This window comes from Paenibacillus sp. LBL, assembly GCF_029893715.1.
GTDB classification, from domain to species: Bacteria; Bacillota; Bacilli; order Paenibacillales; family Paenibacillaceae; genus Paenibacillus_AQ; species Paenibacillus_AQ glucanolyticus.
Genome location: NZ_JARXYU010000015.1, coordinates 79,222 through 94,766 on the forward strand (window position 1 = coordinate 79,222; position 15,545 = coordinate 94,766).

Annotated in this window: 33 protein-coding genes; all 33 read right to left on the reverse strand. The window is 37.3% G+C overall.

All coding sequences use genetic code 11. From position 1 onward, the window contains the following. Nucleotides 1-12: 12 nt before the first annotated feature. Nucleotides 13-255: a hypothetical protein gene (locus M2277_RS24415; RefSeq protein WP_280755755.1), complete on the reverse strand. Its 243-nt coding sequence runs from the start codon at nt 253-255 to the stop codon at nt 13-15. A 2-nt stretch (nt 256-257) separates the two neighbouring features. Then, nucleotides 258-662, reverse strand: a complete 405-nt coding sequence (locus M2277_RS24420) for a hypothetical protein (protein ID WP_280755756.1) — start codon at nt 660-662, stop codon at nt 258-260. A 5-nt stretch (nt 663-667) separates the two neighbouring features. Continuing rightward, on the reverse strand, nt 668-1,138 hold the full coding sequence (locus M2277_RS24425; RefSeq protein WP_280755757.1) for a hypothetical protein: 471 nt from the start codon (nt 1,136-1,138) through the stop codon (nt 668-670). A gap of 6 nt (nt 1,139-1,144) precedes the next feature. After that, nucleotides 1,145-1,552 carry a hypothetical protein gene (locus tag M2277_RS24430; protein ID WP_280755758.1) on the reverse strand — a complete coding sequence of 136 codons (408 nt, stop codon included), beginning with the start codon at nt 1,550-1,552 and terminating at the stop codon, nt 1,145-1,147. Nucleotides 1,553-1,576: 24 nt separating this feature from the next. After that, nucleotides 1,577-1,939, reverse strand: coding sequence for a hypothetical protein (locus M2277_RS24435; RefSeq protein ID WP_280755759.1), 363 nt, complete (start codon nt 1,937-1,939; stop codon nt 1,577-1,579). A gap of 17 nt (nt 1,940-1,956) precedes the next feature. Then, nucleotides 1,957-2,478: a hypothetical protein gene (locus M2277_RS24440; protein WP_280755760.1), complete on the reverse strand. Its 522-nt coding sequence runs from the start codon at nt 2,476-2,478 to the stop codon at nt 1,957-1,959. Between the two features lie 74 nt (nt 2,479-2,552). Then, nucleotides 2,553-3,137: a hypothetical protein gene (locus M2277_RS24445; RefSeq protein ID WP_280755761.1), complete on the reverse strand. Its 585-nt coding sequence runs from the start codon at nt 3,135-3,137 to the stop codon at nt 2,553-2,555. 85 nt (nt 3,138-3,222) lie between these two features. Then, nucleotides 3,223-3,651: a type II toxin-antitoxin system MqsA family antitoxin gene (locus M2277_RS24450; RefSeq protein WP_280755762.1), complete on the reverse strand. Its 429-nt coding sequence runs from the start codon at nt 3,649-3,651 to the stop codon at nt 3,223-3,225. A gap of 42 nt (nt 3,652-3,693) precedes the next feature. Next, nucleotides 3,694-4,221, reverse strand: coding sequence for a hypothetical protein (locus M2277_RS24455; RefSeq protein ID WP_280755763.1), 528 nt, complete (start codon nt 4,219-4,221; stop codon nt 3,694-3,696). Nucleotides 4,222-4,440: 219 nt separating this feature from the next. Further along, nucleotides 4,441-4,824: a hypothetical protein gene (locus tag M2277_RS24460; RefSeq protein WP_280755764.1), complete on the reverse strand. Its 384-nt coding sequence runs from the start codon at nt 4,822-4,824 to the stop codon at nt 4,441-4,443. After that, a complete protein-coding gene (locus M2277_RS24465) occupies nt 4,825-5,067 on the reverse strand; it encodes a hypothetical protein (protein WP_280755765.1) in 243 nt (80 codons plus the stop codon). An 18-nt stretch (nt 5,068-5,085) separates the two neighbouring features. Further along, nucleotides 5,086-5,616, reverse strand: a complete 531-nt coding sequence (locus M2277_RS24470) for a hypothetical protein (protein WP_280755766.1) — start codon at nt 5,614-5,616, stop codon at nt 5,086-5,088. Nucleotides 5,617-5,686: 70 nt separating this feature from the next. Beyond that, entirely contained in the window at nt 5,687-6,322 is a 636-nt protein-coding gene (locus M2277_RS24475) for a hypothetical protein (RefSeq protein WP_280755767.1), read from the reverse strand. A gap of 84 nt (nt 6,323-6,406) precedes the next feature. Next, nucleotides 6,407-7,840, reverse strand: a complete 1,434-nt coding sequence (locus tag M2277_RS24480) for a GmrSD restriction endonuclease domain-containing protein (RefSeq protein ID WP_280755768.1) — start codon at nt 7,838-7,840, stop codon at nt 6,407-6,409. Nucleotides 7,841-7,943: 103 nt separating this feature from the next. Next, complete coding sequence (locus tag M2277_RS24485; RefSeq protein WP_280755769.1) at nt 7,944-8,156, reverse strand: hypothetical protein; 213 nt, start codon at nt 8,154-8,156, stop codon at nt 7,944-7,946. Nucleotides 8,157-8,174: 18 nt separating this feature from the next. Continuing rightward, nucleotides 8,175-8,462 carry a hypothetical protein gene (locus M2277_RS24490; protein ID WP_280755770.1) on the reverse strand — a complete coding sequence of 96 codons (288 nt, stop codon included), beginning with the start codon at nt 8,460-8,462 and terminating at the stop codon, nt 8,175-8,177. A gap of 1 nt (nt 8,463) precedes the next feature. Further along, nucleotides 8,464-8,688: a hypothetical protein gene (locus M2277_RS24495; protein WP_280755771.1), complete on the reverse strand. Its 225-nt coding sequence runs from the start codon at nt 8,686-8,688 to the stop codon at nt 8,464-8,466. A gap of 97 nt (nt 8,689-8,785) precedes the next feature. Beyond that, nucleotides 8,786-9,013, reverse strand: a complete 228-nt coding sequence (locus M2277_RS24500; protein WP_280755772.1) for a hypothetical protein — start codon at nt 9,011-9,013, stop codon at nt 8,786-8,788. Nucleotides 9,014-9,329: 316 nt separating this feature from the next. Further along, nucleotides 9,330-9,503, reverse strand: coding sequence for a hypothetical protein (locus M2277_RS24505; protein ID WP_280755773.1), 174 nt, complete (start codon nt 9,501-9,503; stop codon nt 9,330-9,332). 36 nt (nt 9,504-9,539) lie between these two features. Beyond that, nucleotides 9,540-10,064 (reverse strand): hypothetical protein, encoded by a 525-nt coding sequence (locus M2277_RS24510; RefSeq protein ID WP_280755774.1) that lies wholly within the window; start codon nt 10,062-10,064, stop codon nt 9,540-9,542. 43 nt (nt 10,065-10,107) lie between these two features. Further along, nucleotides 10,108-10,800 (reverse strand): hypothetical protein, encoded by a 693-nt coding sequence (locus tag M2277_RS24515; RefSeq protein WP_280755775.1) that lies wholly within the window; start codon nt 10,798-10,800, stop codon nt 10,108-10,110. A gap of 104 nt (nt 10,801-10,904) precedes the next feature. Continuing rightward, entirely contained in the window at nt 10,905-11,318 is a 414-nt protein-coding gene (locus M2277_RS24520) for a hypothetical protein (protein WP_280755776.1), read from the reverse strand. A 25-nt stretch (nt 11,319-11,343) separates the two neighbouring features. Beyond that, complete coding sequence (locus M2277_RS24525) at nt 11,344-11,721, reverse strand: hypothetical protein (protein WP_280755777.1); 378 nt, start codon at nt 11,719-11,721, stop codon at nt 11,344-11,346. Then, nucleotides 11,711-11,860, reverse strand: coding sequence for a hypothetical protein (locus tag M2277_RS24530; protein WP_280755778.1), 150 nt, complete (start codon nt 11,858-11,860; stop codon nt 11,711-11,713). Before M2277_RS24530 ends, M2277_RS24525 begins: the two co-directional genes overlap by 11 nt. Nucleotides 11,861-12,116: 256 nt before the next feature. After that, complete coding sequence (locus M2277_RS24535; protein ID WP_280755779.1) at nt 12,117-12,530, reverse strand: hypothetical protein; 414 nt, start codon at nt 12,528-12,530, stop codon at nt 12,117-12,119. An 87-nt stretch (nt 12,531-12,617) separates the two neighbouring features. Continuing rightward, nucleotides 12,618-12,884, reverse strand: coding sequence for a hypothetical protein (locus tag M2277_RS24540; protein WP_280755780.1), 267 nt, complete (start codon nt 12,882-12,884; stop codon nt 12,618-12,620). A gap of 301 nt (nt 12,885-13,185) precedes the next feature. Continuing rightward, a complete protein-coding gene (locus M2277_RS24545) occupies nt 13,186-13,362 on the reverse strand; it encodes a hypothetical protein (protein ID WP_280755781.1) in 177 nt (58 codons plus the stop codon). A 26-nt stretch (nt 13,363-13,388) separates the two neighbouring features. After that, complete coding sequence (locus M2277_RS24550; RefSeq protein ID WP_280755782.1) at nt 13,389-13,682, reverse strand: hypothetical protein; 294 nt, start codon at nt 13,680-13,682, stop codon at nt 13,389-13,391. A gap of 374 nt (nt 13,683-14,056) precedes the next feature. Further along, the gene (locus M2277_RS24555; RefSeq protein ID WP_280755783.1) at nt 14,057-14,284 is read right to left on the reverse strand and encodes a hypothetical protein; all 228 of its coding nucleotides are present in this window, start codon (nt 14,282-14,284) and stop codon (nt 14,057-14,059) included. Between the two features lie 21 nt (nt 14,285-14,305). Beyond that, nucleotides 14,306-14,524, reverse strand: coding sequence for a hypothetical protein (locus M2277_RS24560; protein ID WP_280755784.1), 219 nt, complete (start codon nt 14,522-14,524; stop codon nt 14,306-14,308). Between the two features lie 50 nt (nt 14,525-14,574). Then, a complete protein-coding gene (locus M2277_RS24565; RefSeq protein WP_280755785.1) occupies nt 14,575-14,730 on the reverse strand; it encodes a hypothetical protein in 156 nt (51 codons plus the stop codon). Between the two features lie 104 nt (nt 14,731-14,834). Further along, nucleotides 14,835-15,221 carry a type II toxin-antitoxin system death-on-curing family toxin gene (locus M2277_RS24570; protein ID WP_280755786.1) on the reverse strand — a complete coding sequence of 129 codons (387 nt, stop codon included), beginning with the start codon at nt 15,219-15,221 and terminating at the stop codon, nt 14,835-14,837. Next, complete coding sequence (locus tag M2277_RS24575) at nt 15,218-15,463, reverse strand: AbrB/MazE/SpoVT family DNA-binding domain-containing protein (RefSeq protein ID WP_280755787.1); 246 nt, start codon at nt 15,461-15,463, stop codon at nt 15,218-15,220. Before M2277_RS24575 ends, M2277_RS24570 begins: the two co-directional genes overlap by 4 nt. Nucleotides 15,464-15,545: the final 82 nt, after the last annotated feature.

Here is a 15,545-nt window from a genome sequence, read left to right on the forward strand (position 1 = left end):
AAAAACTATGTTTTATCCTAACTCCGTCAGGTTCTTCTCATCCCATTGCAATACTGGCTTTTGTAATGCTAATGATATTCTTTCCAGAGTCGTCTTCAAATCTTCGATTGATTCTTGATTCAATGGGTTTTTATCTTTGATAAAGCTGTGAGCTACCCCGTTGTCGTCATAGTATACTTCACATACTTCAAACACTTCTTCGCGGTCTGTCTCAGGACCAACGCTATATTTAACAACTCTGTAATCCCATGCCATACTTAGGTGCCACTCCATTCGTCACTAATGTCTTGTGCGTATTTTTTAATATCAACTCCTGTAGTGAATGCCAGTAATTCAGCTATAGCCGAATCACTGCTATCTGGACGGCGTATGATATCACTTACATATGTCACATTATAATCAACAGAATCAAACAGCCCATGCGGAATGTCATCTGACTCGCCTAGCCACATTCTAAGACGATAATCTATATAGCTGCCGTCCTTCAATGTTATCCAATAATGTGGCGCAACTGTTCTGCCATTTAATTCAACATAGCCAGTAGAGATAAAATGTACCACTCCTGCATCCTGAAGGATTCCACTTATTAGCCTAGTCATACCATCACATTCAAGTTCGATTACACTATCTAAAGGACTAAGTATTTCAGAAAGAGTTTTCATGGCAGTCAACTCCTATCTTTAATCATATCCTCAATCATATTAATCTTAATAAATTCCTTTTTATAAGCTTCATAATCATCACCAAATAAATGGCGAAGTTCTTCGGAAATCTGGCCTATCCCCGTCAGAAGTTCTTCTGCACTTTTAAAATCCTTAGTCATGCCAGGGAAGTCATTTATAAAATCAAAGATCCTTCCCTTATACTTGTCATAAACATGGATATTGCTGAACAGTGACCCAAGTACGTGTTCAATCATTGGTTCAGGTCCCAAACCTTCAGGCATTACATACATCGCTTCAATGGATTTGCCTTTATAGGTTAGCTTTGTTTTCCAGTACTCCATTTCATGATCAGGTGCAATTTTAGGATTTTCCTCTACTGATCTTGTTGATTCCAACTTGACTTTGCGCTTCATTCGTTCTGCTTTATCAGACAACTTGGAAAGGTCGTAGTAGTTAGGTATCTTTTTCTTCAATTATTATTACCCCTTTTTAACAGAGCCTTTCGGCCTTCCCTTACCCCTTCTAGGCTCTGGTGATAGCGCGTCTTCAAGACTCCAATGGAGCTTGTTTACTCTGTAAATAAATGTGTTATAATTAACGCCTGACTCTTCGCACAAGTCGTACAAACTTTTGCGCTCAGACCTCATTTTCTCTATGATAATTCTATCTTTCTTAGTGAAATGTTCGAACTCCTCATACTTGGAATACCTGTCAATCGTCTTCCTAATCGATACGCCAAGAGCTTTATCAATTTCCCTCTGTAGTTGCAACAACCCTTCTCTATTCAGATGGTCAATGATGTCTGGAAATAGGCCAACAATAGTTTGGATAGATAGATTCTCTACACCCTTCTTGCAATCCTCCACCAAATCTTTTCTGTTGGTCATAGCTGTCACCTACCTCATAGATTTTCACTTTGTTGGTTTGTAATAATTCAAAAGTGATTCAATTCCCTTCAGAGCGCCGTTCCCTAAACTATTGTAATAAGCGACATGCTTGCTTACGCTATCCATAGCCCTATAAAACTGTTGTTCACCATACTCTTCCCTGATCATTCGAAGGAAATAAGCGGCTACGTTCATTGTTCTACGGTACTCTTGCCCATCCATCATTTTTCCGAAAACATGTATGTAAGCCAAGGCTGAGCCGCCATTCATACCAGACTGCTTGTTTACTTGATCCATGGCAACGCTAAGCAGGATTTCATTGTGATAAACTTTTTTAGAATACTGATAAACAACCTGAATCATTTCTTCAGTAATCGCTTTTCCCACAATTATCGCTCCTTATTTCATTTATTAATGCCTAGCTTCTTTCCCCATTTGCGCAGGATTTCATATGCAGCCGCTGTCGTCTGACTCTCAATATTTTTACTCTTACCATATTCTAGTATTGCATCAAGAGATGTTTTAAGCACATCACCAATACCGTTTGTTTCAATTTTCACTGGAATGTCAGCGGATAAATCGCCGTACTTCTTCATATATTCATCCTGAGAAATATATTCCCCTTTAAAGAAAACAGACGCGATATCGCACATACACAACAAAACAACTTGATCGGTGTTGAATATGTCCTTTTCGCAGTAGTACAAAAAGTATGGGTGCTTTTCCATGACGCACTTCACCCACTCTCTTACTTCGGGTATCACATACACTTCTTCTGGTACATCATCATAATCGAAGCCAATTGCTATGCAATGCGAATGATAGTCCATAGAATTTTCTAAGGAAACAATAATCTTTGTTATACCTGAAATATCCTTATTACGCACTGTTTCTTTTGAGATGATTTCCTTGAATATTACTGACATAAGTTCATCATTCCTTAATTTTAATTTATCAACGCATTTAGGCCCATAGAATTAAAATCGATTTCGCATTGACACTATATCCAGTAAAGCTTCTCCTCCGTTTTTTCCCAAACACCTTCAGGATTAGAAACCGAATAAAAGTCTTGATCAATCAGATCCAAATCACCTGATTTATATTTATCCAACCATAAATCTCCAACGTGATACAAATCTTCTAACCTGTCTCGATTGTTTGCGCGTAGTTCCAACTTACATACGCCCATTTCTCCAAACCCTCGCATATACAATTGAACTTTATATTGATTGAAGAGTAATGGAGATACATAAACAAACACACGCCCAGCAACTTTTTGATACAGATTGAATTTTTGGTTGTAATGCCAACCCTGTGTATCTGGATCATAGCTGTCCGCTTTCAAGCTCTTTCTAGCAACTTCACTTTGCCCTTCTTGTTGATGTATCTCTTCTATGTACATGTTGCCCAGGACATGCAGAAGTTGACGCTCATCTGCTAGCACTTCCTCTTCTTCTCCATTAGGTGATTCTTTAATCTTATTTTCAAGAAATACTGTGGGTGCGCTATAAGGACCGAAGGTGGCAGCGCATAAGTTGCGCCAATTGCCTAATGTGCTGTCTTGACCGATAGAAAGCTTCTTCAATACCCATTCCTCCTGTAAAATCATTAAGGTATCTCAGCTATCAAGATACCTTAACTCTTGTTAAAATCAGCTTTTTATTAAACTATTACCCATTTGAGCGAAGAATGAGTATGGCTTTTTCAAATTGTTTTATTTGTTCGTTAATATAATCGCTCTTAACAGCTTCATTTTCTTCTTTAAGGATCGATAACTGTTCTTCTAGTAGAGTTACCGGCATCTTCATAGAATCATCTTTGATTTTTTTGAAAATTTCAGAATTCTCAATTGAATACTCAATGAAGGATATTTCTTCTGAAGACAGTTGATCCCTGCTTAATTCGATGAAAGAATAAATAAACTCAGGATGTTTATCTAATACTTTCAACAACTTAGCAACTGATGGGTTTGGGGTAGAGATTTCTGCTTCATACCTTGTGTATGTTTTTTGCCCTAGTCCTAAAACCTTAGCAAACATCACTTGTGTTAAGTTGAATTTCTTTCGAATAGCTTTAATTTCCTCAGTGGTCAAACTCATGTCTCTATTCACCCCCACCCCAACAAAGTAGAACCTACAAGGTCACTGAATGTCTACCAAGACCTCTAAGTGTTTAATGACTTTATTAGCTCCTTGCACGTCATTTAACGTTTTACCGTGCGAAGAAATGCTCTTACACATTTTTTTAAATCTATCAGTGGGAATGGTGATCTTCAGGGGGATTTGCGGTAAATCTTCTAATCTTCGAACGCCTTGTTCAAGAATTAATTGGTCTGGACTCAATTTCTCGCCAACAAACAAGCTTTCTACATCCATTATACAAGCTAATAGCAATCGATCTAACTGGCCTTCGGTACTTATGTAATACAAAAGATATGGGAGCTTTTCAAACACCATGCCTACCCATTGTCTTATTTCTTTGATCTCATATACTTCGTCTGGTATATGATCATATCCACTAAACAAAGGAAGAACCCTTTGCCGCGCTGATTTTCCCATCGTCTTCCTGCAATCGTGAATCAATGAAACAAAATTATTAATGTTTAGTGACTCGATTTCTTCTCTTTCAATAGTAGCGAAAACATTGCTTTCCAATTTAGTAACATTCATTCTTGAGATTCCTTCCTCTTCATGTCTAAGACTGAATCATAGTAGACTGTTTTGATCAAATTCAGAATAAGGAAAACCCCTGCCCCTACGAGTCCAAGCACTAACACAATTGATCTTTCATATGTTGCCGATTTATAGGCTACAACGAACATCAAAGGAATGGCTAATAGATAGAAAATGTACTTCAGCTTAAAATATTCCCTCCACAAAAGCCCCACCTCAATGTAGCAACGAATTGTTATCGCGGCAATAGGATATCCCGTAATTTGTTTGGAGATAAAACAAAACATCACCGTAAGAACTGAAGTCCTTAACGGTGTGAATAGTTTCTGCTTGGGTTTCGCTTAGAATCTCTGCAAGAATGTTATCAGTCATGGATTTGTGAACCCTAACCCCTTTTAAATCAACCAATTCACCCATATTATAATTGTATCCGTATTGGGTTAACAATGCTAGTATTAATTTACTATCGAAGGCCTTCAGGTTCACTGTATGAAACTGCACTAAATAGGAGTTTTCAGCATCTAAAATATTTATCACATTAAATATTTGATCCCCCAAATTATTAACGTATTGAAAGTCCGTTACCTTCTCCCAGCCCATTTATGACCCTCCTCGCCCTGGCAACGCCTGAAGCTTGTTATTATACTTAAAACCATCAATAAAGCTGATAAACTCTTCAATAGCAGTGGCATCTGCTTGCTTCGATAATGTGTTAATGCTAACAAGTGACTGATGTATAAAATCCCGCAATGACTCTTCAGTATGGACAGCATTCATAATTGAATAGATCAATAACAAATAGCCGTCTTCCTTTTTCAACTTCAATTCATCAGGAGTCTTCATTCATAACACCACACTCTTTTATATTAATGGGCTACATTCCCATTCTTCTACAACTAATTCGCCAAATTTATTATACATTTGAATGCCAGTAATTGTTTTGTCTTCTTTTAGGAAGTATTGCTTTGCCTTATCAACTTCCTCAATGGACAATTCCCTGCTTATCATGTTTCCGTCTTTAACGTCAATGTATGTTAAGAATAAACCCTGTTCTAATTCATAACGAAACGATCTTTCTTTGAACAAAACGTTCCTAGCTTCTCTAAACCTATCAATGGCAGCAACGAAAACTGGACTTTCCTTTTCAATACCATCATGATGAAGTTGAACTATCAAGTCATTACTCTTCCTAGCTTCGCTTTCTGCAAATGTGTCAATGAATGACCAACTATTTAATTTGCTGACGGGAACCTTTCTAACCTTTCCATTGATTAGATCGATCAGGGTGAAATATGGCATGCCGTCAGTATCAAGTTCTTTCACAATATAAGGCCTGAATCTGCTGTTGACTTTTGCGCTTATCTTTCTCCCTAAGAGATTCGTAGCTGTCATGGTACCTGTTCCTTTCCGTTGCTGTTGTTAATGGTTTGTTATAAGAAGCGTTTTATTTTTATCCTTTCACTTAAAGCCCAATAAACTCTCCCTTGTTCAGCTTGTCAATTTGCCATTTGTGAATTATGAGATATTCCAACAACTTAGTGACTGTCTTTGTTATTCTGTCCTTTGACTTTTTGAAAAAATCGTATACATATTCCTCTTCGATATCGGCAGTCTGAATGAAATGGAATATATTTATGTTCTCATTCGACTTGAATGGTGCACATCTGAAGAGGTAACTGATCATATACGCAGCTGAAGCGCATTCCAATTTCTTAGTAACTTCGTCTGTTATTCTTGCATTTATTCTTGCGTGAAGTATTTTACTAGCCCATTCATATACCAACAGGTTGAAACGAGATACAACAGACTGTCGCCCGTTTATCATGATGGTCAGATTAGTCCTTTGATTAATTGATTTACTCAAGTAATCAATATCTGGGTCATTGTCAACCCTAACCTTATAAGGGCAAAGCTCATAAATACTTTTCTCTTTGAATAGCAGATATGTTTCTGATACATTAATACTTCTGTCTTTTGATAATTCATCGTCAAAGTATGATTCCTTATGAACGATGTTTGTAATGATTTCCTTCCTCAGATACCAATATGATTCCTCAATTTCTTCCATGGTGTCGGACAGCATAAGTAACTTACTCAATCTCAAGCACCCCATTATGTTTATCATTTCATTAGCATGTGTAGAATAAGCCTGCTAAGTTGCAGGCTTATTCCTATTTCTAAACTACTTGGACACGGCTGCCTTCTTCATAAACTTATCGTAGTGGCTTGTCAATGCTTCTAACCGTTTCTTAACATTATCAGCCTTGTTGGCGCTATGCATAGCGGCGTTTTTGTAGGCCAGTTGTTTGTCATAGTCATCAACAAAGAATTTCTTAACCCAAGCATAGAAATCTGCTGGTTTAACCTCCCCATCCGAGGATTGCTGTGCTCTAATCGCCATCAACCAAACCATAGGGACGTGTGTCTTACGGAGTGCGTTAGTGCGATACTTCTCTTCCAACATCTCATAAGCATCATTCAAGAGCCGCACACCTGATAACAAATGAACCTGTACTTCGGTAGGCACTCCCGTTTCACGGAGATGTTCCTTCACAAACTTTGTAAGATCAGGCATCGTCAAGCTACTCATTGGTTCCATCAGCAATTTAATGGTGTGGAAGATAATCTTTTCATCTTCGCTGTTTGCACGTTGCTTATCGCTCAGCGTAATGTATTCACTAACGAACGTTTCCTCTGAAAGCTTGCGAACAAAGTCCATGGTCTTCTCTGACGCTTCAACTCGTAAAAGATGGAACTTAGTCAAAGACGTTCCGCTGTTTAGATTGGTGAATAACTGTTCAATTTCCTCTTCGGTCATATTTTCATGGATGACCAAAGTGATTTCCTTCATATCAAACAATTGCTGTAAGTGTTTTGGCAAATCTTCATAGTGCATGCCGCCAATTTCGATTCCGAAGATAGGTGGCGTGGACTTATGTAACTTTAGTTCATTATTACGGAACTTATGAAGTGTAGTTCTACGTTGCAACCCATCGAGCAGTTCAATTGCGCCGTCAGCGTTTTTGTGACCAACGATAGGTGGAATATAGAAGTTGTAAATCGCGCTGTACACCAACATGGATTGCTGATAGTTTGTCCAAACAAACTTTCTTTGGATTGACGGGATGTTGAAGGTATACATGTCAGTGCTAACGAGAGTCACAACGTTCAATGTTTTCGTCCAAGATTCCATCGCCGTTGTACGGTTTGTATTAAGAAATCCGTTATCATCTTCGCCTTCGTCCAAATCATCTTCACCTTCATCAGAATCACCTGACTTTGGCTCCTGTGATTTATCGTCTTCTTCTACAACAATCCCACCACCGTCTACCGTCAGAGCAGTTTGCCCTTCCTTTTGAGCATCGCCATCATTCTCACTTGATCCGTTCTCATTGGAAGCTGTGCCTTCATCATCAACTGGCGCTGATTCAGTTGCTGTTTTCCCTTTAGCTCTGTTGCTGGCAGCTTTAAGCGCTCCTGAACGTGGGTTCCCTTCCTTCTTAACCGTTTCGGGTTTGCCTTCCAATTCTGTTACTGGCTCCTTTACCAAATCCTCCTTGCCAGCGCTTGCCGCCTTCTTTTCTTCTTGCTTCTTCTTATTCTTGAGAACTGACATATTATTTCCTCCCTATGATAAATTCAGTCGAATTTTGTAACCCTATATAGTATCAATTGATACTTCTATTTTACGTTATATCTATTTTCTTGTAAATACTTTTTCAATTATTTCTTGTTATAGTTCTTTCTATTACTTCTCCAACATCCATTACTGCTATCCGTTCGCTACCTCTATATACTTCGATACTGTATGCCCCATACTCCTTCATTATAGTGGCTAATTCTGATAATACAATGTCACTGCCTGCCGGTGTGAACGGCTTTTCTTGTTTACCCTCTGTTGTATGAAGTATAACTTTATATTGATCTGCCAAAATGTCTTCTCCTCCCCATCATATAGCTCTATAATCTCTCGCTGCCAACCTATCTTTTAACTGTATTGCCAAACCTTTAAGCTCTGAAGCTTGGGCGGACACGTTTTCTGCCGCATTTATCAAATAACAAAGTTCAACGATTGCATGATCTGCTTCAGCCTGGCTGTTAAAGTTGCCTTTTCTGATATTCATCAGCAAGAAATCCATTTGAATTTGCAAATGCTCCATACTATTTTTCATTTCAATTTGCTTTAAAAGAATATGAGTATAACCATCATACTCAGTTTGAATTATAGGAGTAGTCATTTTATTTATGTACCTCCAAATCAGAATATTTAGCGATATGACCGCATTTGTTTGTCCAAGTATCAACTGAATAGAATTCCCCATCCTCGCAAAATTGCTTAACCTCTGGTGTTCCCATTTCCTCGCCGCACACAGGACAATTCCATTTCACTAAAATAGACTTAGTGCCATGAAGCCAACCCTCTTTATCTCGATTCGGCACTGTAACTAATTTGAATCCTTCCATAGATATGAAACTACCCCATTTCACATAAAAGTTATCAATCCCGTTCCAGCACAATGTTTCCCTGTTCCTGCACAGCGTTTCTGTTATATATGCATAGTCACTCGTACAAATTCCTTAAGTCGGCAGCCAAGTTGCTCAAATGAACTATTAATTCCATTTCTGTAATCGTACCTTCTGTTTGTTGAATTTCAATTAATGCTTCAACTGTGTTGTCAATTAGCGCGTCTCGATACTGCGCTTTGACAGACTTCAGAGTTGATTCTAGTTGTGACTTCTGATTTTCTAATTTTGTTTTTTCTAAGTTTATCGCTACCAATCTGCTCAATGTTAGTTGCCCCTTTTAACCCGCCTTTAGGGAAGGCGGCTGTTATAAACTTGCTCAAAGTTATCTTTTATTTAGAGTAAATCGTTTCTAACCCCTTACAAGTGTTAGTGGAATCGAAGATAAATTCAAACAATGTGCCATCGATTTCCAGGGTGCGTTCATGCCACCTGTGTTTAATTTCATAACCCTCTAGGTATTCGCTTATTAAGAGCTTAGTTTCATCTTTCTTGCTTTCATTGTCCACACAATATCTAACTTGTTTCTTGATGAACTTGTGCCATTCCACGATTCCACCCTCTTAATATTAGCTCATAATTTATTTAATATTTGGATCAATCCTAATTGAATTAATCCCTTCACCTTGCTCTACAATTTGGTTTTCTGAAATTTCAATCTCAATATTTATAGTAGTACCTGAGATTTTCCTTGCCCAAAATTTTTCTCCAAGTTGTGACAATTCTAATCCTGATTGTGAAACAAAGACTTTCAAAGTTAGCCCTCCATTCTAAATGGAACTCACAATTTGTTACTTGCTAAATAATCTTGAAAAGAACCCTTGTTTCTTTGGTGGAAGCTGCTTCATTTGAACTGTTTCCATTTTCAACGTCTTCTTTTTGGGAACTTGTCTTAAATTAACCACTTTGCCTTCTGTATCTTGATAATTTACAACGCTTCCAATGCTGAGGTTTTCCGATTGATCGTATAGACACGTCTTAATCAGATCACTCCATTGATATTCATATCCACCATCTGTTGACCACTGATTTCTCCATATCCGTATATCACATACATATTCATTTCCATCTTGTAATGGCATTTGTTCTTTCTTCATTCCAATTACTTCAACAATATTCTTATATTGCATTTTTTCTTCTAGAACTTCGTCAACAGTTACAACAGTACCTATTACAGTTCCACCTGTACCTACTTTACATACTACTTGATTTCCAATTTTAATCTTAAATTCATGAGCATTTTTGAAATGATACACTCGCGTTGAATTGTCAAATAAGCTAGGCAATTCTACTCCTACTATTTGAACACTATGCATTTTATATTCCTCTCTCTCTCAATAAAAGATTCGTTTTATCGTATTATAAAGCCTCTATCTCATTAGATTCTCGTTCTTTTGCAACTACTTCAAATAGTTCAGTAAATTTGTTTATAGTAGTTGTTAAATGTTGTACTGCACTGAGAATCAAGACGGGATCAACAGTATTATCTGTGCAGCGATAAGCAAATGCTTTACCGATATTATAGTAAATCCCCAATTCTTTTTGAGGTGGGCCTTTTTTAAGCAATTCTGCATACTCTTTTTGGGTCTCTGTGCAACGAGCAAGATCAAATCGAATTGAACTACATCCCACATAGTAGTAATTCATAATTTTGTTCTTCACTGTTGAATCGCCCAATACAGAAAGAGCCGCAAAATCGATTCCGAAAGTAGTTAAGTATAATAATTCCTTACTATACGTCTCTTGTGATATCGCTTCATTTGGCTTCAGCTCGGATTTACAATATTTAATTGCTTCCTTCCCGATATCAAACCCCATCTTTTCCCATTTGTCTCCACCTAAATTAATCGGCCCATTAGGAGCTACCGAGGGAATCTCTCGTTCGTCTAAATCTCTCCCTCTAGACATCAAATAAGAAATGAACGATATGATTGCAAGAAGACCTATTCCAGCCAGTATTGAACCCCATCCCCACTCTGAATATGTAAGTGTTGTTAATAATATTGAAGCAAATATTCCAAACCTCAATAATCTTCCAGCCCAGGTCATCATTTCTGTCCCTCTTTTCTAATTAATTCTACATCCCATTAAGTATGAACCAACCTTCCAATCTGTTGTCTGTACCCCTCAATTTCACCCAATGAAAGCTATTTTTATCAGTTGTTAGCCGAATATATTTTATGTAATAAACTTTGATAACCTGGGTCTCTAAAGTCACAATCGCTTAATCTGTCAGCCTTGATAAATATTCTGATTGTATCGTATTTATCACCATTAACAGTGCATCGAATATAGGAATCTTTGTTACGATTAGAAATTTCAGTTAGATGCGGCAACCCGCTGAGCTCTGACAATTCTTCAGCAGTGAATGTTTGTACTGGGAAGTCAATATCAACCCTAAGTCTATTTGTAGAATAGATTTTCCCTATCCTAACTCTGTCTCTCCCCCATTTGACAACTTTTTTATTATCAATTCTGTATTGACCTGGCTTTTCAGAAACTACTTCCAGTCCCAATTCATTGAGTATACCTTTTAGTTCTATAACCTTTCTTGACACTGCTTCACTCATCAATAATACCTCCTCATGTTACGATCTATTTGTTATTCACTCTTTTCCTCGCAAAATGCAATCCGTAATTAGATGTCGATCTATAGAAGATATCTACGGTTTGCCCAATTTTAACATCTGGATTTCTTTGGCTTCCCGATAAGATAAACCATTCGCCGCTTTCACCTTGATAGTATTGGGATAGATTATTTACTCTTATTAGATTAGCCTTTTCGATAAATCGCTCCCCGTTGTTATGTAAAGAGTTGGTTATTTCTAAGGACAACTTTTTCAAATTAGCGACTGTATTTTCTGCCGCATCCCAGTTCTGTTGAAACAACTGTTCTTCTAATTCTGATCTAAGGTGAAAGAATTTGTCCTTTAATTTATCTGGGATAGTCGGGTCATCTCTTTTAATTTTCATTACTAAGCCTATCCTTTCCAAACGATTGCCCGACAAGATAGAATGCCAAGGTCATACTAAGTAGTTCCTTGATTTCCTTTTCTTCTTCCACGGCAATTAGTTGTTGCATTTGTTGAATTACATTTTCTTCACGATCCATAGTTACAACCCCGTTTCGTTGAAGTGAATCTGTTATACGTTTACTTCACCGGCACCCTTGCACACCTTGCAAACATAATCGTATAATATAAGCTGGCTTACCACCGCCGACATTACCGGCATATAGCGTAACTGATCCGTTACCAAAGCATTCTTTACACTCTTTTTTAGCCATTTTTATACCTTCCTTCCTATTCACCATTTGCAACCCATATTCCTTCCTTGACTTAACCATTAGCCTTCTCGCAGCTCATCTGTTATCCATTGAGTTTAGAGAATAAATCCCCTTGATTCTCTTTGGTTCCTGTTATATTAACATCTATCTCGTAATTCAAAAACTTTTCCTGTTCTTCTGGCACCAATTGGCTGAAGTATAGATATTCTGGTTCGTAGTATAGAAATTCTGGTTCGCCTTTGCTAGCCTGATCTGTTAAATACAGTATCTTATCTTCTTTGAATTCCTTTAGAGCGTTAAACATGTTTATACCGTCAATTAAAACACCATTATGGAATGTAAGACTACCTACCTTATTGCCATACATAACGCTATCTATGAACATCGTTTTCTGTACAGGGGCCCATTCTGTTGGAACTTGAATACCTTCCCCTCGATGCACTACATTGTCACTCATTTTTACAATTTCAGAAATTGCTAATTTCGTTGTCATCATCAAATCAAACACTTCCTTAGTTTCTTTTAATATACCCCGTTACATCACAACGTTTCTCTGTTCTAACACAGCGTTTCTGCTATACGTTCATCTCATCTTGCGACCTGGAAAATCGTATTTATCAATATGTTCCCTAAATCCTTTATAATCAGTGACCCATGTTGATCCGCTTTGGTTATTCGTGAAAATATATTGTCTTCCTTCTTCGGTGTATGCGGCTCCTTCATAGACATAACCGCCAAAATCATAACCAATCATATTAGAGTATCGTTCTCTTTTAACCTTTTTACCAATGTTTTTTCCACTTGCATATGTAACACCGTCACTAGCAATGTTATCGATGTTGTATCTCACAGCATTCTTCCCCTTAAGTTTCCTTTAATTATCAGTTACTTTACGCCGTTTCATTGTTCTTATACAACGTTTCTGTTATTACCCGATTATGTCAATCCAAGTTCCTCGATTGCTGAAGAGTCATATATAACAACCTTATTATTTTTAGTAGTGACGACTTTAATCACATCTGCAGCCTTGGCAGCCGACATATAGCTCTGCTTCTCCATCACGTAGCTGTAATAGCTCAATCATTTCTCTTACTTTCATTAAATCCCTCCCACTGCACTATTGGTTTGATCAAACAAGAATTTATATGAGATTATAAAATTAATCCAACAGGATCATTTGCATTTCTTGATATTTCATATACTTCAGGTATAAAAATAAATCTCAATCTGTCTTCAACTGGTATGATGTCTGCTACTACTCCATGAAATTCTATGCAATCACCAATAGCAACTTCCTTTGCCTTAACAGTTTTCACCACAGACTCCAACTTCCTCTCCTTATAAAATCACTCTTTTAAGCTGTTAATTTTAATTCTTTTGAGTTAAACAAAGAAGCGATATATTCCCTAAAGCAACGTTTATCAACTCTTGTAACTATGTCACCAGTCCAAGCCCAGAACAAGCTATCCAACCTGTTATACATCAATTTAAATCTATCAGAAGTAATCGTATCTGTTTCGTTAAACACCGTACAAGAATATACGGCAGCATTCATATATAGGTTCTTTTGTTGTTCCTCCAATAGACTTATAACATATTTTTTTCCTTCCACCTCAATAGTATAATGCAATTCTCTATTTCTCTTCATCTCATTACCTCCTGTTATATTCATTGACTTTATTAGCCACCTAGCCGCATTTGCAACGGCTAACGCTCTAGGCTTAAGGCTACTCGACTGTTATACAGTCACCGCCTAGACGGTTATTTTTCATCTAACTGAAATTAGATGATATGTGAAGTATGTGTGACTACCGTTTTTTCTTAGAATCTTTGCAACTTGCTTAGTGCATGTTCCATTGTTAATTTGTTCTACCAGTGTAAAATAGTATTCACTTGTTATTTGATTGCTTGTGGATGCTGGAAAAGTCATAGTTTTATTCCTCCTGATTTATATATGAGTGGATCGGCTCCGCTCGTACTGTGGTGTTGGTTTGTTATTCCCTGGTAATCCCTAAATAAAAATTAGCGTTCAGCCTTTTCACATGTATCATATTTTTCATCAGCATACTTATCTGCGCGCTCCACTGGTGATTGCAAATCCTTACGTTTTCCTGTAATGCCACAATTCACACATTTTACTTCGTAATACAACAACTTACCGCCAATAGCTGAGACTGCGGAAGTCCTTCTGAAATGATGACCGCCAACATACCTGTAATGTTCGACTTTCAAATTCTCATTTTCTTTCATTTCTCATTCTCCATTCTTTTATTAATCTAGCAATTCATTCAATAAATCTTCATCACTCACGGCCTTTTCTGTTTGCTCTTCTTTGATTCCAAGAAATTGCCTTTCCTTCTCGATCTCTTTCTCAATTCCTACAATCCAGACTTTGCGTATTTCTTTTTCGTTTTCTGTCTTAGCATTGTTTAATCGAACACGTTCATTTGAAAGCCTTAGTTCCAAAGCTTCTAGGTGACTGATATCCATCGTTCGTTGTCCCTCACTTTCCTAACATAGTTGCTGTTATGGATCAATAATCAAGAATGCTTCTTTATGTATATCTTAGTTTTCAGAGCAATCTCGGCAAGTTCTAAATATTCCAGACTCAAATCACCTTTTTCCATTTCCATTTCAAACAAGAGATTTTGCAATTGCTCCTGAATCTTACCCATGTCCTTCATGATTTCATCCATGAAAACATACCTCCTTATTTAGAAAAACCCCGTTACAATACAGTGTTGCTGTTATCGTTCCATCACAATGTTTCTTTTCTTATTAAGCTATATCATTTTATATTTCATTCGCAATGACGTTGGAGTATGTCGGCAAGTTCCTGCAATGTATAGACATGCAGTACAACATTGACAGTAAAATCTTCGGCTTGCTTCTGACTCATTTCAAACTCATAACCGTTTAGAGATAAGAATGTGACGGTTGATAAAAACGCCGTTCTCTTATTAGCGTTATGGAAAGAATGGTTCTTAGCAAGTGATTCAAATAAAGCGGCAGCCTTAAGAAAAACAGTCGGATATGCATCTTCACCGAACACTGTTTGTTTAGGTCGTTCTAATGCCGATTCAAGCATGTTCATATCCTTCACACCTGACTGTTCTTGTCCTCCGTGGCTTTCAATAAGAAGATGGTTAAATAAAATTACTTCCTGTATGTTCAGATATTTTGTCATCTATCTTGAAGTCCTTTCAATGTGTCTTTGTATTTATCCATCATCGATAAGGCTTTGTCTAACACTTCGGCCCTGATTCCTTCGGGCAACTCTTCTTTTACGGGCTTCAATATAATATCCCCGTTTTCATCGATAGTGACCATTAGTGGATCACCGGCATTTAGGCCTTTTTCTTCGATAATGTTAGATGGGATAATAACGCCCAAGCTGTTACCGATTTTAACAATTTTCTTTTTGCTCATTCTCAATCACCTCTATTCAATGTTATAACATTATTATAACATTGTTATAACGTTATTGCAAGAAAAACCGCTAAAATCGCGG

Bases quoted from the DNA above. Each gene is read 5' to 3' on its own strand.
- M2277_RS24455 (WP_280755763.1), bottom strand. From the start codon at position 4,221: ATGAATGTTACTAAATTGGAAAGCAATGTTTTCGCTACTATTGAAAGA.
- M2277_RS24510 (WP_280755774.1), bottom strand. From the start codon at position 10,064: ATGCATAGTGTTCAAATAGTAGGAGTAGAATTGCCTAGCTTATTTGAC.
- M2277_RS24450 (WP_280755762.1), bottom strand. From the start codon at position 3,651: ATGAGTTTGACCACTGAGGAAATTAAAGCTATTCGAAAGAAATTCAAC.
- M2277_RS24480 (WP_280755768.1), bottom strand. From the start codon at position 7,840: ATGTCAGTTCTCAAGAATAAGAAGAAGCAAGAAGAAAAGAAGGCGGCA.
- M2277_RS24415 (WP_280755755.1), bottom strand. From the start codon at position 255: ATGGCATGGGATTACAGAGTTGTTAAATATAGCGTTGGTCCTGAGACA.
- M2277_RS24555 (WP_280755783.1), bottom strand. From the start codon at position 14,284: ATGAAAGAAAATGAGAATTTGAAAGTCGAACATTACAGGTATGTTGGC.
- M2277_RS24430 (WP_280755758.1), bottom strand. From the start codon at position 1,552: ATGACCAACAGAAAAGATTTGGTGGAGGATTGCAAGAAGGGTGTAGAG.
- M2277_RS24460 (WP_280755764.1), bottom strand. From the start codon at position 4,824: ATGGGCTGGGAGAAGGTAACGGACTTTCAATACGTTAATAATTTGGGG.
- M2277_RS24490 (WP_280755770.1), bottom strand. From the start codon at position 8,462: ATGACTACTCCTATAATTCAAACTGAGTATGATGGTTATACTCATATT.
- M2277_RS24495 (WP_280755771.1), bottom strand. From the start codon at position 8,688: ATGGAAGGATTCAAATTAGTTACAGTGCCGAATCGAGATAAAGAGGGT.
- M2277_RS24565 (WP_280755785.1), bottom strand. From the start codon at position 14,730: ATGGATGAAATCATGAAGGACATGGGTAAGATTCAGGAGCAATTGCAA.
- M2277_RS24440 (WP_280755760.1), bottom strand. From the start codon at position 2,478: ATGTCAGTAATATTCAAGGAAATCATCTCAAAAGAAACAGTGCGTAAT.
- M2277_RS24530 (WP_280755778.1), bottom strand. From the start codon at position 11,860: ATGGATCGTGAAGAAAATGTAATTCAACAAATGCAACAACTAATTGCC.
- M2277_RS24560 (WP_280755784.1), bottom strand. From the start codon at position 14,524: ATGGATATCAGTCACCTAGAAGCTTTGGAACTAAGGCTTTCAAATGAA.
- M2277_RS24470 (WP_280755766.1), bottom strand. From the start codon at position 5,616: ATGACAGCTACGAATCTCTTAGGGAGAAAGATAAGCGCAAAAGTCAAC.
- M2277_RS24465 (WP_280755765.1), bottom strand. From the start codon at position 5,067: ATGAAGACTCCTGATGAATTGAAGTTGAAAAAGGAAGACGGCTATTTG.
- M2277_RS24575 (WP_280755787.1), bottom strand. From the start codon at position 15,463: ATGAGCAAAAAGAAAATTGTTAAAATCGGTAACAGCTTGGGCGTTATT.
- M2277_RS24420 (WP_280755756.1), bottom strand. From the start codon at position 662: ATGAAAACTCTTTCTGAAATACTTAGTCCTTTAGATAGTGTAATCGAA.
- M2277_RS24550 (WP_280755782.1), bottom strand. From the start codon at position 13,682: ATGAAGAGAAATAGAGAATTGCATTATACTATTGAGGTGGAAGGAAAA.
- M2277_RS24520 (WP_280755776.1), bottom strand. From the start codon at position 11,318: ATGAGTGAAGCAGTGTCAAGAAAGGTTATAGAACTAAAAGGTATACTC.
- M2277_RS24515 (WP_280755775.1), bottom strand. From the start codon at position 10,800: ATGATGACCTGGGCTGGAAGATTATTGAGGTTTGGAATATTTGCTTCA.
- M2277_RS24570 (WP_280755786.1), bottom strand. From the start codon at position 15,221: ATGACAAAATATCTGAACATACAGGAAGTAATTTTATTTAACCATCTT.
- M2277_RS24525 (WP_280755777.1), bottom strand. From the start codon at position 11,721: ATGAAAATTAAAAGAGATGACCCGACTATCCCAGATAAATTAAAGGAC.
- M2277_RS24535 (WP_280755779.1), bottom strand. From the start codon at position 12,530: ATGATGACAACGAAATTAGCAATTTCTGAAATTGTAAAAATGAGTGAC.